The 14,024-nt window shown below is 70.0% G+C and carries 16 protein-coding genes; 14 read left to right on the top strand and 2 right to left on the bottom strand.

What is annotated here, in order from left to right; genetic code table 11:
* Positions 1–50 precede the first annotated feature (50 nt).
* The 12 genes from G328_RS0104030 to G328_RS0103975 all read left to right on the top strand — a co-directional run bounded on the left by G328_RS0104030 (position 51) and on the right by G328_RS0103975 (position 11,032).
* On the top strand, positions 51–1,664 hold the full coding sequence (locus tag G328_RS0104030) for an ABC transporter substrate-binding protein (protein WP_019618063.1): 1,614 nt from the start codon (positions 51–53) through the stop codon (positions 1,662–1,664).
* A 4-nt stretch (positions 1,665–1,668) separates the two neighbouring features.
* Entirely contained in the window at positions 1,669–2,628 is a 960-nt protein-coding gene (locus G328_RS0104025) for an ABC transporter permease (RefSeq protein WP_019618062.1), read from the top strand.
* Positions 2,625–3,452 (top strand): ABC transporter permease, encoded by an 828-nt coding sequence (locus G328_RS0104020; RefSeq protein ID WP_019618061.1) that lies wholly within the window; start codon positions 2,625–2,627, stop codon positions 3,450–3,452. The genes G328_RS0104025 and G328_RS0104020 overlap by 4 nt, the downstream gene beginning before the upstream one ends.
* Positions 3,449–4,297: an ABC transporter ATP-binding protein gene (locus tag G328_RS0104015; protein WP_019618060.1), complete on the top strand. Its 849-nt coding sequence runs from the start codon at positions 3,449–3,451 to the stop codon at positions 4,295–4,297. The genes G328_RS0104020 and G328_RS0104015 overlap by 4 nt, the downstream gene beginning before the upstream one ends.
* A 1-nt stretch (position 4,298) precedes the next feature.
* Positions 4,299–5,030, top strand: coding sequence for an ABC transporter ATP-binding protein (locus G328_RS0104010; RefSeq protein ID WP_019618059.1), 732 nt, complete (start codon positions 4,299–4,301; stop codon positions 5,028–5,030).
* Positions 5,027–6,073, top strand: coding sequence for a P1 family peptidase (locus G328_RS0104005; protein ID WP_019618058.1), 1,047 nt, complete (start codon positions 5,027–5,029; stop codon positions 6,071–6,073). Before G328_RS0104010 ends, G328_RS0104005 begins: the two co-directional genes overlap by 4 nt.
* Positions 6,074–6,075: 2 nt before the next feature.
* Positions 6,076–6,753: an FMN-binding negative transcriptional regulator gene (locus G328_RS0104000; RefSeq protein ID WP_019618057.1), complete on the top strand. Its 678-nt coding sequence runs from the start codon at positions 6,076–6,078 to the stop codon at positions 6,751–6,753.
* Positions 6,753–7,826 carry a C45 family autoproteolytic acyltransferase/hydrolase gene (locus G328_RS0103995; protein ID WP_019618056.1) on the top strand — a complete coding sequence of 358 codons (1,074 nt, stop codon included), beginning with the start codon at positions 6,753–6,755 and terminating at the stop codon, positions 7,824–7,826. Before G328_RS0104000 ends, G328_RS0103995 begins: the two co-directional genes overlap by 1 nt.
* Positions 7,827–7,949: 123 nt before the next feature.
* Positions 7,950–9,173 (top strand): styrene monooxygenase/indole monooxygenase family protein, encoded by a 1,224-nt coding sequence (locus G328_RS14120; protein ID WP_019618055.1) that lies wholly within the window; start codon positions 7,950–7,952, stop codon positions 9,171–9,173.
* Between the two features lie 14 nt (positions 9,174–9,187).
* Complete coding sequence (locus G328_RS0103985) at positions 9,188–9,508, top strand: EthD family reductase (RefSeq protein WP_019618054.1); 321 nt, start codon at positions 9,188–9,190, stop codon at positions 9,506–9,508.
* A complete protein-coding gene (locus tag G328_RS0103980) occupies positions 9,505–10,005 on the top strand; it encodes a flavin reductase (protein WP_019618053.1) in 501 nt (166 codons plus the stop codon). The genes G328_RS0103985 and G328_RS0103980 overlap by 4 nt, the downstream gene beginning before the upstream one ends.
* A gap of 46 nt (positions 10,006–10,051) precedes the next feature.
* Positions 10,052–11,032 (top strand): AraC family transcriptional regulator, encoded by a 981-nt coding sequence (locus G328_RS0103975; protein WP_019618052.1) that lies wholly within the window; start codon positions 10,052–10,054, stop codon positions 11,030–11,032.
* Here G328_RS0103975 and G328_RS0103970 read toward each other — a convergent pair.
* Complete coding sequence (locus tag G328_RS0103970) at positions 11,029–11,868, bottom strand: SDR family oxidoreductase (protein ID WP_019618051.1); 840 nt, start codon at positions 11,866–11,868, stop codon at positions 11,029–11,031. The genes G328_RS0103975 and G328_RS0103970 overlap by 4 nt on opposite strands.
* A 194-nt stretch (positions 11,869–12,062) precedes the next feature.
* Between G328_RS0103970 and G328_RS14115 the strand changes: the two genes are divergently transcribed.
* Positions 12,063–12,605 (top strand): NUDIX domain-containing protein, encoded by a 543-nt coding sequence (locus G328_RS14115; RefSeq protein WP_019618050.1) that lies wholly within the window; start codon positions 12,063–12,065, stop codon positions 12,603–12,605.
* Between the two features lie 67 nt (positions 12,606–12,672).
* Here G328_RS14115 and G328_RS15710 read toward each other — a convergent pair whose 3' ends face one another.
* On the bottom strand, positions 12,673–13,296 hold the full coding sequence (locus G328_RS15710; protein WP_019618049.1) for a hypothetical protein: 624 nt from the start codon (positions 13,294–13,296) through the stop codon (positions 12,673–12,675).
* Positions 13,297–13,469: 173 nt separating this feature from the next.
* Between G328_RS15710 and G328_RS0103955 the strand changes: the two genes are divergently transcribed.
* Entirely contained in the window at positions 13,470–14,009 is a 540-nt protein-coding gene (locus tag G328_RS0103955; RefSeq protein WP_019618048.1) for a peptidylprolyl isomerase, read from the top strand.
* Positions 14,010–14,024 lie beyond the last annotated feature (15 nt).

The raw sequence follows: 14,024 nt of genomic DNA, 5'->3' as shown, positions 1-14,024 counted from the left end.
CCAACGATGCGTCGACCGAGCCGTGCCAAAGTGACACGAAGGGTCCCACCGTGCGAACCAGAACCCCCTCCATCGCTGTAGGCGGCTTCGCAGCCGTCGCGCTCCTGCTCACCTCCTGTTCTGCCACCACCACGGGTGGCACCTCCGACGGCCCCGACGCCGACGGCTACGTCGCCCAGGTCGACGAGTCGGTCGAGTCGACCGGCGGCACCCTGAAACTGCAGCTCGACTACGACACCGCCGAGACTGGCGGGCTCGACCCCGCGGTTGCCGAGATCGCCCGCTCGTGGAGCATCGAGGGACTCGTGTACGAATCGCTCGTCACGATGGGCCCGAACTTCGAGATTCAGCCAGAGCTCGCCGAGTCGTGGGAGCAGGTTGACGACACGACCTACGTCTTCACGCTGCGCGACGGCGCGACGTTCTCGAACGGCCGCGAGGTCACGGCCGACGACGTCGTGGGGTCGCTCGAACGTCTGCAGGAGCTCGGCGCCGTCTGGTCGGCCCAACTCGGGCCGATCGACTCGATCGACAACACCTCCGAGGGCGACACCGACGAGGTGACGATCTCGCTCGCCGAGCCGTACACCCCGCTGCTCGCCGCGCTCGCGAACACGCCCGCGGCCATCCTGCCCATGCAGGAGCTCGAGGCCGGCGACTTCGACCCCGCCACCGAGATGCTTGGCAGCGGGCCCTTCACGATGGCCGAGCACCGGCAAGACGAGTCGTGGACGTTCGAGGCGAACCCCGAGTGGTGGAATGCCGACTCGCTCGGCGTTGACGGGGTCGAGATCGAGATCGCGGGCGACGACCAGACCCGGCTCGCCGCGTTGCGCGACGGCTCGACCCACTTCGCGAACTTCGCGAACCCCGACGCGCTGAGCCTGCTCGCCTCGACGGGTGACGTCACCGCCGTGAGCCAGGAACAGAGCGACTACTTCTACGTCATGCTCAACTCGGTGAACCCCGACTCGCCGTTCGTCGACGACGAGCTGCGGTCCCAGGTGAACGCCGCGCTCGACCGCGAGTCGATCGCCGACATCGCGCTCGCGGGCGCCGGCTCGCCGACCGCCGTGACGCCCGCGAACCTCCCGGGCGCCTGCGCGGCCGACTCGGTGCCGTCGTACTCGGCCGAGGTCGACGCCACGGCGCTCGAGGGCCAGGAGTTCACGCTGCTGATCTACAGCGGCGACCCCTCGCTCTCGGCCGTCGGCCAGGTCGTGAAGCAGCAGCTTGAGCAGGTCGGCGCGACCGTCAACCTCGAAACGCTCGACTACGGCACCTACTCGGAGCGCGTCTACGCGACGCAGCCGGGCGACTTCGAGATGGCCCTCGGCTGGTTCGCCGGCTACGGCGACGCCGCCATGGTGACGTCGTGGTGGAACCCCGACACGGCGTTCTTCAACGCCGGCTTCACGCAATCGCACGACGACCTCAACGTCGCGATCGCCGAAACGCAGCGGCTGCCCGTCGGCGACGAGCGCGACGCCGCGTTCGCCGAGGTCTGCGGGCTCGTTGACACGTACGCCGAGATGATTCCGCTCGCCACCCGGCCCACCGTCATCGGCTACCGCAGCGACCAGCTGCAGGCGAGCATCCTCGGCGGCGAAGGCTATGGCGACTTCCTCCGCGGCGTTCCCGAATACCGCCTGACCGAGGGATAGCCGCATGGCGCGCTGGGTGCTTCGCAGGGTCGCCACGGGACTCATCACGCTGCTCGGGATCGCGATCGTCGTGTTCCTCTCAGTGCGGCTCGTGCCGGGGCAGGCGGAACGAGTGCTGCTCGGGCCGCTTGCCTCGGAGGAGGATCGCGCCGCGCTCGTGAGCTCGCTCGGACTCGACCGCGACCTGTTCACGCAGTTCGGCCTCTGGTTCACGAGCGTGCTGCAGGGCGACCTCGGCACATCGATCATCTCGCGGCAGCCGGTCGTCGACGAGCTCGCGCTCCGCCTGCCGGTGACGGCGACCCTCGCCGTGCTCGCGCTCCTCATCGCGCTCGCGGTGGGGATCCCGCTCGGCATCTGGCAGGCGGTGCGCGCGCACCGCCGCGGCGGCGCGGTCGTCTCGCGGGTCGTCAGCGGCCTCGCGATCAGCCTGCCCGAGTTCGTGCTCGGTGCGCTCGTCGTGCTCGTGTTCTCGATGTTCCCGCTCGGCATCACGATCGGGGCGGTGACCCCCGTCACCGAGAACTTCCTCGCGGGGGTCGGCTCGCTCCTGCTGCCCGCCCTCGTGCTCTCGGTGTTCTGCGCCGCCGCGACCGCCCGCACGACCCGCGACGCGACGCTCGGGGTACTCGTCGAACCGTACATCCACGCGGCGAAGGCCCGCGGCGACCGCCCCGGCACGATCATCCGCCGCCACGTGCTGCGCAACTCGTCGATTCCGATTCTCACGCTCGCGGCGACGCTGCTCGCCTACCTGCTCGGTGGGGCGGTCATCGTCGAGGGCCTGTTCAACGTGCCCGGCGTCGGCTCGTACATGCTCCTCGCGATGGACCGGCGCGACTTCGCCGTCGTGCAGGCCGTCGTGATGTTCGCGGCGATCGTGTTCGTCGTCGCGAGCATGCTCGTCGAGCTCGCCTCGAGCCTCATCGACCCGCGGGTCGCAACGACGGGAGGCCGCGCATGACCGCCCGCCGCCGCGACCCGATCTTCTGGTTCGCCGCCATCGTGCTCGCCGCGCTCGTGCTCGCGAGCGTGCTCGGGCAGCTCGTGCCGGCACTGAGCGACGGCGAGTCGACCGTCGGCGGCCGCTTCGAGCCGCCCTCGCTCGCGCATCCGCTCGGCACCGACGGGCTCGGCCGGAGCCTGCTCGCCCGACTGCTCGAGGGCATCGGCACGACGTTCCTCATGTCGGTGATCGCGGTGCTGCTCACCTCGATGCTCGCGATCGCGCTCGGCATCGTCGCGGCGTACCGGGGCGGCTGGGTGCGCGAGGTCGTGCTGCGGCTCGGCGACGTGCTCTACGCGTTCCCCGCGATTCTGCTCGCCCTGCTCATCGCCGCCGCCTATGGCCCCGGCGGGCCGGCGGCGATCGCGAGCATCGTGCTCGTCACCCTGCCGCTCATGACGCGGATGGTCGGGGCGGCCGCCGCGCAGGTCATGCGGCGCGACTTCGTGACGAGCGCCCGAATCTCGGGCGTGCGGGCGCCCGCGATCATGGTGCGGCACCTGCTCACGAACGTGTCGGGCACCGTCATCGTGCAGGCGACCTACGCGCTCAGCGTCGCGATCCTCGTCGAGGGCGGGCTCTCGTTCCTCGGCTACGGCGTGCAGCTGCCGGCATCGTCGCTCGGTCTGCTCGTGAGCGAGGGCAACGTGTACCTGCTCACGGCGCCGTGGATCCTGCTCGTGTCGGGCGGCACGATGGTGCTCGCGATTCTCTCGGTGAACCTCCTCGGCGACGCCCTGCGCGACCGCCTCGAACCCCGAACCGCGGTGGATATCTCATGAAGCTCATCACCATCGACGACCTCACGGTCGACTTCGCGACCGCGGGTGGCGCCGTGCGCGCGCTCGACGGCGTCGACTTCGATGCCGACGCGGGCGAACGCATCGCGATCGTCGGCGAATCGGGCAGCGGCAAGTCGACGATCGGCTCCGCGATCGGGGCGCTCCTGCCCGCCACGGCTCGGTATGCCGCCGGCCACATCGAGGTCGACGGCTGCTCGGTGCTCGAGGCACCGAAGCGCGAGCTGCGGCAGCTGCGCCGCGACGTGCTCGGCTACATTCCGCAAGACCCCATCGCGACCCTCGACCCCACGAAGCGCATCGGCACGCAGCTCGAGTTCGTCGTCGGCGACCTCGGCGGCGACACGTCGCCCGCCGCGCTCGGCAAGCTGCTCGCTCGGGTGCGCATCCGCGAGCCCGAGCGAGTGCTGCGGCGATTCCCGCACGAGCTCTCGGGCGGCATGGCGCAGCGCGTCGCTGTCGCGCTCGCGATCGCCCGCCGGCCGCGCGTGCTCATCGCCGACGAGCCCACCGCATCCCTCGACGCGAACGTGCGCCGCGAGGTGTTGCAGCTCATCTTCGACTTCGCCGACGAGGCCGGCACGACCGTGATCTGGCTCAGCCACGACCTCGAGGCCGTCGCGAGGTGGTGCGAGCGCGTCGTCGTCATGTACCGGGGCCGGGTCGTCGAAGACGGGCTCGCCGAGACGGTGCTCACGACGCCCGAGCACCCCTACACGCAGTCGCTGCTCGACGCGCTGCCCTCGCGCCTCGACCGCAACGTCGAGGTGCGCACGTACACGCAGCTCATTCGGGCCGGCGAAGTCACCGAGCAGGAGGAGGTGTGAGATGACCCTGTTGGAACTCGACGCCGTCTCGGTGGTGTTCGGCCGCGGGGCGACCCGCAACGTCGCCCTCGACGCCGTCTCGCTCACCGTCGCCCCGGGCGAAACCCTCGGTCTCGTCGGCGAATCGGGCTCGGGCAAGTCGACCCTCGCGTCGGTCGCGCTCGGCCTGCGCGAGCCGACGAAGGGCACCGTGCGCTTCGACGGCGGCCCGCTCACGCGGCGGCGGCTCGCCGGTCGGATGCAGGCGGTGCTCCAGCAGCCCGTGTGGGCGCTGAACCCGCGCATGTCGATCGGCGCCTCGGTCGCCGAGCCCCTGCGCGTGCGCACGCGCGACCGCGCCGAGGTGCGCCGCCGCGTCGACGAGATGCTCGAGGCCGTCGCGCTCGAACCCGAGCTGCGCGAGCGTCGCCCGCACGAGCTCTCGGGCGGGCAGCGGCAGCGCGTCGCGATCGCCCGCGCGCTCGTCACGCACCCCGAATTCATCGTCTTCGACGAGGCGGTGAGCGCGCTCGACGTGTCGGTGCAGGCGCAGATCTTGCAGCTGATCCGCCGACTGCAGGCCGAGCGCGGGTTCGCCGCGCTGTTCATCACCCACGACATGGCCGTCGTGCAGTACATCGCCGACTCGATCTGCGTGCTGCGCACCGGCGAGGTCGTCGAACACGCGTCGGCGGCCGACTTCGCGGCCGGCCCCGAGCATCCCTACTCACGATCACTCCTGGAGGAACAATGACGCCCCTCAACCTGCTCCCGCAAACCGACTGGGATGCGGCGCCACGCACCACCGAACGGTCGAGTTTCGCCGGGCTCGAGATCAACGACGACGCGGTGCGCACGCCCGTGCCGGGCACGCCTCGCGACGTCGTCGAGTTTGACTTCCCGGGCGTACGTGTCGGCGTTGCCGAGTACGCCGACGGGCCGACCGGCACGACCGTCATCGAGTTCGAGGGCGGCGCCCGCACCGCGATCGACGACCGCGGCGGCGCGGTCGGCATCACGGGGCGCTACGGCTACAACTCCGCGATCGCGCTCACGGGCGGCTCGGTGCAGGGGCTCGCCGCGGCGAGCGGCGTGACCGATGCGATCATGGCCGAGCGCGGCCGCAAGACCGGCTTCGCCGACCTCGTACCCGTGTCGGGCGCCTGCATCTACGACTTCGCCGTGCGCGACAACGCGATCACGCCCGACAACGCGCTCGGCCGCGCCGCGCACGCGAACGCGGTGCCGGGGCGCGTGCCGATTGGCCGCGTCGGCGCGGGCGTCGCGGCGAGCTGCGGCAAGATGAGTCCGACCTCGACCGAGTGGGCCGGCCAGGGCGCCGCATTCGTGCAGGTCGGGGAGCTCAAGGTGCTCGCGATCGTCGTCGTCAACGCCGTTGGCGTCGTCATGGACCGCGACGGCCGGGTGCTGCGCGGCAACCTGCAGCCCGACGGCAGCCGCCGGCATCCGATCGTCGACGGGATGCTCGCCTTCGACCCGACCGGCGCCGTCACGCCCTACCAGTCGGGCAACACGACGATCTCGACCGTCGTGACGAACGCGAAGCTCAGCGACGTCGACCTCGCGCAGCTCGCGACGCAGGTGCACTCGTCGATGCACCGCGCGATTCAGCCCTTCCACACCGCCCTCGACGGTGACACCCTGTTCCTCGCGACCACCGACGAGGTCGAGCTGCCGAGCTTCGACGCGCGCCAGACCCTGAGCCCGAGCGTCGCCTCGGTCGGCGCCATCGCGTCGGAAGCCATGTGGAACGCCATTATCGAAAGCGTGCGATAACCGTGCACACCTACCCCGCCTACCACGCGCCCGACGGTCGGGCGCTCGTCGACTTCGTCGCGGCAACGCCGTTCGCGGTCGCCGTCACCTCGCAGCGCGGCGCCCCGATCGCGACGCACGTGCCCGTCGTGTTCCCGCCCGACCTCGACCCCGCCGACCACGAATCGCTCGTGGGCCAGACGCTCTGGTCGCACCTCGGCCGCGCGAACCCGCACTGGGAGCGGATGCTCGAGCAGCCCGAGGTGTTGCTCATCCACAGCTCGTCGCACGGCTACGTGTCGCCGACCCTCTACGGGCGGCCGAAGTCGGTGCCGACCGTCGACTACACGGCGGTGCACCTCACGGGCCGGGTGACGATGCTCGACGACGAGGGTGCGCTCCGGGTCGTCGAGCAGACCGTTCGCCAGCTCGAGGGCACCCGCAAGCAGGAGTGGGACATGACCGATTCGCTCGACGTGTTTCGCGCCATCATCGGCGGCGTCGTCGCGTTCGGTATCGAGATCACGGGGGAGCAGGCCGTGTTCAAGCTGAGCCAAGACATGCCTGGCGAGATTCGCGGGCGGGTGCGCGACGAGTTCGCGGGGGAGGGCGGCGAGCCCGTGCCCGGCTGCCCGCACGCCGACCTCGCGAGGCTCATGGACTCGCTGCCGGAACAACCCAACGACGAGGGAGCGAAGTGATGCGCGTGCACGAACTGCGGCTCGTTGAAACCGAGCCGTACCGCCGCGGCCAAGAGTACGGGCGCGCCCTGGCCGAGCAGGTGCGCGACTCCGCCGAGCGCTATGCCTGGGCGTTCGGGGAGCTCGGCGTCGACGCCGAGACGGTGGCGCGCGTCGCCCGCGAGTCGTTCGCCCAGCTCGAGGCGTGGGCGCCGACGCAGGCCGACGAGCTTCGAGGCCTTGCCGCGGGCTCGGGCGCGAGGCTCCTCGACCTCGCGGCGCTCAACGCCCGCACCGAGGTACTCGCGCACGCGCCAAAGGAGGCGATCGAGTGCTCCACGGTCGTGCGCCTCGCGCCCGAGGGGCCGATGGGCATCCAAACCTGGGACTGGCACGCTGAGCTCGTGCCCGACGCCGTGCTGCTCGAGGCGAACGTCGGCGGCCGACGCGTGCGCACGTTCGCCGAGGTCGGCATGCTCGCGAAGATCGGCACGGGCGGCAACCTCGCGCTGTTCCTCAACATCCTGAGCCACGAGTCGGATGCGCGCGGTGCGGGCGTGCCCGTGCACGCCGTCGCGCGGCGGATCCTCGAGGAGGCCGACACCGTCGAGGAGGCCCTCGCGATCGCCGAGGGCGCGCCGCTCAGCGCGTCGACCGTGCTGACGGTGCTCGAGGCGCCGAGCGCGGCGAAGCCCGCGGGGGATGCGGCGAGCATCGAGCTCTCGCCGGCGGGGGTCGCGCTCGTGCGCGGCTCGGGCGGCCTGCTCGCGCACACGAACCACTTCCTCGACCCGCGGCTCGCGACGGGCGACGCCGCCTCGACGCAGTCGACGACCGACGTGCGGCTCGCGCACCTCGAGTCGGTGGCCGCTCCGGTCGCTGCCGCTGCCCGCGTATCCGACCTCGCGCTCGCGATGTGCGGCGACGCCGGCGCCGCAGCCCCCGTGTGCATGCGCCCCGCCGACTCGCCGAACCTCGCCGACCGGTGGCAGACGCTCATCACGATCGCGCTGACGCCGGGTACGGGCGAGCTGCACTGGCACGAGGGGACGCCGGCCGGAATCGCGGAATCGGGGTTCCAGGTGTTCGGCTAGCCGCCGAGTATCCAGAAAACGAACTCCTCCGCCAGCGGCTGCACTGGCAAATACCTTGAGAGCACGTCGACCCGCGCACCGCAGCGCGGCCGACCCCGCACACGTTCTCAAAGGAGTGAACCTATGCCGCACATCGCAATCGTCGGCGCCGGCGTCGCTGGCCTGCACCTCGGCCTCCACCTGCTGCAACAGGGCAAGGAGGTGACGATTTTCACTAATCGCACGGCGCAGGAGGTGTTTGACGGCCGCATCATGAACAGCGTCTCGCACATGCACGTGACGCAGGCGATCGAGAACCAGCTCGGCATCGGCGACTGGCCCGACGTCGACGCGTACTACTACCGCCACTATCACTACAACGGCTGGGGCGAAGATCGCGAGTTCTACGGCGACTTCACGATGCCGTCGCGCGTGATCGACTACCGCATCTACCTGCCGCGCCTCATGCGCGAGTTCGAGCAGCGCGGCGGCGAGCTCATCATTCGCGAGCTCGACCGCGCCGGCCTCGAGGCCCTCACCGAGCAGTACGACCTCGTCGTCGTCTCGACCGGTAAGGGCGAGATCGGCGCGATGTTCCCGAAGCGCGAAGACAAGTCGCCCTACGCGAAGCCGCAGCGCAACCTCACGCTGAGCCTCTGGCACGGCGTGCGCGAGTACGACCCGGCCGGCGTCGCCGTCAACGTCGTTCCCGGCGTCGGCGAGCTCCTCGTCATCCCGATCTGGAGCCACGCCGGCCGCGTGCACGCGCTGCTGTTCGAGAGCGTGCCCGGCGGCACGCAGGACGTTCTCAACTCGCAGAAGCAGCACGAGGATCCGGAGGGCTTCCGCCAGCGCATCCTCGACGTGCTGAAGACGCACTACCCGCCCGTGTTCGATCGCGTCGACCACGACAACTTCAAGCTCACGAGCGACAAGGATGTGCTGCAGGGCGCGTTCGCCCCATCGCTGCGCGAGGACTACATTCAGCTGCCGAACGGCAAGTTCCTGCTCGCGCTCGGCGACGTGCACCTCACGGTCGACCCGGTCACGGCGCAGGGCGGCAACGCCGCGGCGAACTCGGCGAAAGACACGGCCGCCGTGTTTGCCGAAGACGACGTCTACGACGAGCACTTCCTGCGCAAGGTCGCCCGCCGTCGGGCCGAGCGCGTCGAGGCCGCGAACGACTGGGTGAACATGATGATCGCGACGCCCGGCCACGACCGCATCGGGCAGTTCTTCAGCGCGATGGTCACCGACAAGGCGCTCGCCGACGAGTTCACCGAGAACTTCAATTACCCCACCCGTCAGCTTGATCTGCTTGCATCGCAGGCACGAGTTGACGCCCGCACCGCCGCGGTAGTCCGCTGACGAAAGGATCGCTCATGCACAAGCTGCTCGTGCTCTACCCCGAGCCCACCGACCGCGCCGAGTTCGTCTCGTACTACGAGCGCACGCACCTGCCGCTCGCGAAGCAGCTCCCGGGACTTCGCGCGTGGCGCTACACGACCGACATCGCGCCGCAGGCCGACGGCAGCCCCGCCCCGTATTTCGCCCTGTTCGAGGCCGAGTTCGACGACGTCGACGCGTTCCGCGCCGCCATGTCGTCGCCCGAGGGCGCGGCCGTCGGCGCCGACGTGCCGAACTACGCCACCGGCGGCGCGATCGTGCTCGACTATGAGACGACCGAGGGAGCCCTGCCATGAGCGAGCTCGACCGCACGCGCGAGTTCAAGCGGGCGATGTCGCAGCTCACCTCGGCGGTGAACATCATCTCGACCGACGGGCCCGCCGGAAAACTCGGGCTGACGGTGAGCGCCGTCTGCCGCGGCTCTGACGACCCGGCGACCGTCATCGTCTGCATCAACCGATCGAGCCGCGCCCGCGACATCTTCGTCGAGAACGGCCGCCTCGCGGTGAACGTGCTCACCGGCAACCAGGAGCTGCTCGCGATGCACTTCGCGGGGCAGACCGGGGTCGAGATGGCCGAACGGTTCGCGTGGGACGTCTGGAGCGATCTCGACGGCCTGCCGACCCTGCGCGACGCCCGAGTCGCCGTCGCCGGCACCATCATCGACCGAGTCGAGCACGGCACCCACACGGTGCTGTTCGTCGCCGTCGACGAACTGCGCACCCGGTCGGGCCGGGGCGGGCTCGTGTACGACTCGCGCAGCTTTCACCAGGTGGGCAGCGGCGCATACTGAGCCGCGGCGCACATCCATCGCGAAGATTCAGGGAGGAGATCGCGCCATGACCGAGCTGACCTCGCTTCCGCTCGAGGTGCGGAATACCGCCTCTGACGTTGACCACGCCCGCGCGATCGGCGAGCAGATCTGGTACCCGCACCGCCTCACGCCCGTGCACGGCGGGCAGCAGTTCACGATGAACTACAAGTCGATGCTGCTGCCCGGCACGACCGTCGGCACGCTGCGGTACTCGACGGGCATCGTCATCGAGACCCGGGCCGAACACCAGAACGACTACCAGGTGAACGCGGCCGTGCTCGGCAACCTGCGCATCGCCGTCGACGGTGACGACCGGGTGCAGGTCAACTCGGGGCGCGCCCAGGTGAACGGGCTCCACGTGCCGATCGCGATTCACGGGTGGGACCGGCCGAGCGTCATGCTCGGCATCAAGATGCGCCGCGAGGTTGTCGACCGGGCCGTCGTGCGGTACTGGGGCGACGTGCCCTTCGACCCCGAGCGGCTCCCCGTCTCGCTCGACGTCGGCGAAGGCACCGGCCTGCGCTGGCTCGAGTTCGTGCGCGGCGTCATGCACCTGCCGACCTCGGCACACGAGGTGGATGCGGGGCTCGCGCGCTACTACTCCGAACGCACGATCGGTGGGTTCATCTCGCTCATGCTCGCCGCGACCCCGGGCGAGGCCGAGGCGAGGTTCCCGGTGCCCGTCGACATCGTCGATCAGGCGCGGGAGGTGATCGCCTCGACCGTCGGCGCGCCGCTTTCGCTCGACGCGCTCGCGGGCATCACCGGCGTCACCGGCCGCGCGCTTCAGCTCGCGTTTCGCCGTCGGCTCGGCGTCACTCCGCTCGGGTATCAGCGAGTCGACCGGATGCACCGGGTGCGGCGCGAGCTGAAGACCGGCGGGGCGGAGTCGGTGCGCGACATCGCGATCGCGAACGGCTTCGTGCACCTCGGCCGCTTCGCGCAGCGGTACCGCGAGCTCTTCGACGAGCTGCCGTCGGAGACCCTCGCCCGCGCCGCGAGCTAGTCGACGAACACGTCGGGGTGCAGCTCCGACTCGTCGGCGCCGGGGGAGTAGCGCGACAGGTCGGTGATGCCCGCGTCGGCGAGCACGTCTTCGCAGAGCAGGGTCTGCCCGGCGACGGCGCTCGGCTCGGCCGTGAGCACGAGGTGCGCCGAGTCGGAGTACACCTCGACCGTGCGGGAGCGCCGATACGTCTCCTCGCCACCGAGGATGTTCAGCACCGCCGCGGTCTGAATCGTCGTGCGCGGCCAAAGGCAGGTCGCGGTGACGTGCGCCTCGAGGCCGATGCCGAGCGTCGCGAGCGTCATGCCGTACTTCGCGAGCATGTAGCCGGGGAACGCGCCGAGCCACTTCGGCGAGAGGTTCACGGGCGGCGAGAGGGTGAGGATGCGCGGGTCTTCCGACTTGTGCAGGTGCGGCAGCGCGGTGCGCGTGAGCAGGAACGTGCCGCGCGTGTTGATGTCGTGCATGAGGTCGAAGCGCTTCATGTCGATCTGCTCCGACCCGCCGAGGTTGATCGCCGACGCGTTGTTCACGACGATGTCGATGCCGCCGAACTCGGCGACCGTCGCGCTCACCGCATCCTGCACCGACGCCTCGTCGCGCACGTCGCCGACGATCGCGAGGGCCCGGCCACCGGCCGCCTCGCCCGCCCGACGGATCTCGTCGGCCGCCGTGTGCACGGTTCCCTCGAGCTTCGGATGCGGCTGGTCGGTCTTCGCGATGATCGCGACCTGTGCGCCATCCTGCGCCGCCCGCTTCGCGATCGCGAGCCCGATTCCGCGGCTGCCGCCGGACATGATGATCGTCTTGCCTGCGAGGGTGGGGGTGTCGGTCATTGTGTCGGTGCCTCCGTGTCATCGCGATCCGGTCGTCGGTGACCGGATCCGCGGGCGAGTATATCCCCGGGCCCGCACTCGCCTCGATGACGCTGTGCGCGCCCTCAGCCGTGACCGCGAAACTTCCACGTAAACTTGAACGTTGAGTCGCACGAAGCACGTGCGACGCTGAGGACGCGACGAAGGGAGTCCAGGTGCGATTCCGGGTCGGCGCCTACGGCGTCATCGTTCGCGAACGTCAGATCTTGCTCGCGCATTGGAACTCCCGGGGACGCTCCGGCTGGACTCTGCCCGGCGGCGGCATCGAGGCGGGGGAAGATCCGCACGACGCGGCCGTGCGCGAGATTTGGGAAGAAACCGGCTACCACGCCCAGCTCGACCAGCTGCTCGGCCTCGACTCGATCATCGTCAACGGCCGCAACCGGCGCCGCAAGGGCCGCCCGGCCGAGGCGCCGCTGCAGAACGTGCGCGTCGTCTACCTCGCGAGCGTGATCGGCGGCGAGCTGCGCGCCGAAGAGAACGGCACGACCGACGAGGCGCGCTGGTTCGACCTGCGCGAGGTGAAGTCGCTCCAGACCGTGTCGCTTGTGCGGGTCGCGATGCGGCTGTACCACGAGCGCCCGCGCAACGGGCACCTCGAGGGCCTCGGCGGGCCGAAGCGCCGCGCCGCGAAGCCGATACAGGTGGAGGGCGACGACCTTGCGGCGGTCGACGAGCTCGACACCGGCGACGAATAGCGAACGAAGCGGGGGGCCGGATACGCGTGCTGCGTATCCGGCCCCCCGCTTGGTTGGTCGGTGCGACCTAGTTGTTCGTGACGGTCTTCACGGGAGCGTCGAGCTCCTCGTCGGCGATCCAGAGGTCGTCGTCGGCACGGAAGGTCTGCCAGAGGGCGTAGCCAACGGCCGCGAGCGACGCGACGCCGGCGCCGATGAGGAACCAGCCGCCGACGCCGGGGCCCGACTTCTGCTGCTTCTTCGCCTGCTTCTCGAGCTTCTTTTGCTCCTTCGCGATGCGCGCCTGCACCTTGCCGACGTTCGCCGAGGCCTGCTTGCCGAAGTCCTGCGCGGTCGACTGGATGTTCTGCAGCGTCTGGTTGTTGTCGACGAACTCGCGCACGGCGCCGGTCACGCTGCCGCCCGCCTGGGCGACGGCCGGGAGCACGCGGTGCTGGAACTTGTCGCTCGCACCCGCGAGCACGCGGCGGCCCTGGGTGACGCCGCGGTCGAACGCGGGGCGGATGTCGTTGTCGACGGTCTTGCGAATAACCGGCACGATCTCCTTGTCGGCGTAGCTGCGAGCCTCACCGCCAGCGCGACCAGCGAGGTCGCGGGCCTTCGAGAACACCGACTGCTGCTCCGACCAGAGGCGCTCGGCGTCCTGGCGAAGTCGGTTGAGCTTGCGCTGGTTCTTGCGGGAAAGTGCCATCTTTATCCTCCGGCGTTCACAATAAGCGTTCACACGCATCGTGTGCGTTCCCTCGTATCTTGTCACGCATCGGTCGCGAGTTCCTGAGTTGTCGGGCAGTGTTGCCGGGCATGTTCGCCCGGCGATGCGCGCGCATCCACGCTCGCCCGAGGGTGCTGTGAAAAGATGACGGCATGACGAACGCAACCGCAGTCATGACGCTGCACACCAACCTCGGCGACATCAAGCTGAACCTCTTCGGTAACCACGCGCCGAACACCGTGAACATCATCACCCAGCTCGCGAAGGGCGAGCTCGAGTGGACCGACCCGGTAACGGGCGAGACCAAGCAGGAACCGTTCTACGACGGCGTCGTCTTCCACCGCATCATCAAGCAGTTCATGCTGCAGGGCGGCGACCGCACGGGCACGGGCACCGGCGGCCCCGGCTTCAACTTCGACGACGAGATTCACCCCGAGCTCGACTTCACGCAGCCGTACGTGCTCGCGATGGCGAACGCCGGCAAGATCGCGGGCCGCGGCACGAACGGCTCGCAGTTCTTCATCACGACCGTGCCCACCACGTGGCTGCAGGGCAAGCACACGATCTTCGGTGAGGTCGCCGACGACGCCTCGAAGCAGGTCGTTGACGCGATCGAGGCCGTCGACACCGACGGGCGCGACAAGCCGCTCGAAGACGTCGTGATCACCTCGGTCGACGTCGAGAGCCTCTAGGCACCCCTCCCTCCC

This window comes from [Zimmermannella] faecalis ATCC 13722 (assembly GCF_000381765.1).
GTDB lineage: Bacteria > Actinomycetota > Actinomycetes > Actinomycetales > Microbacteriaceae > Gulosibacter > Gulosibacter faecalis.
Note: the sequence above shows the minus strand (reverse complement) of the source record. Positions and strands in the feature narration are given on the sequence as shown.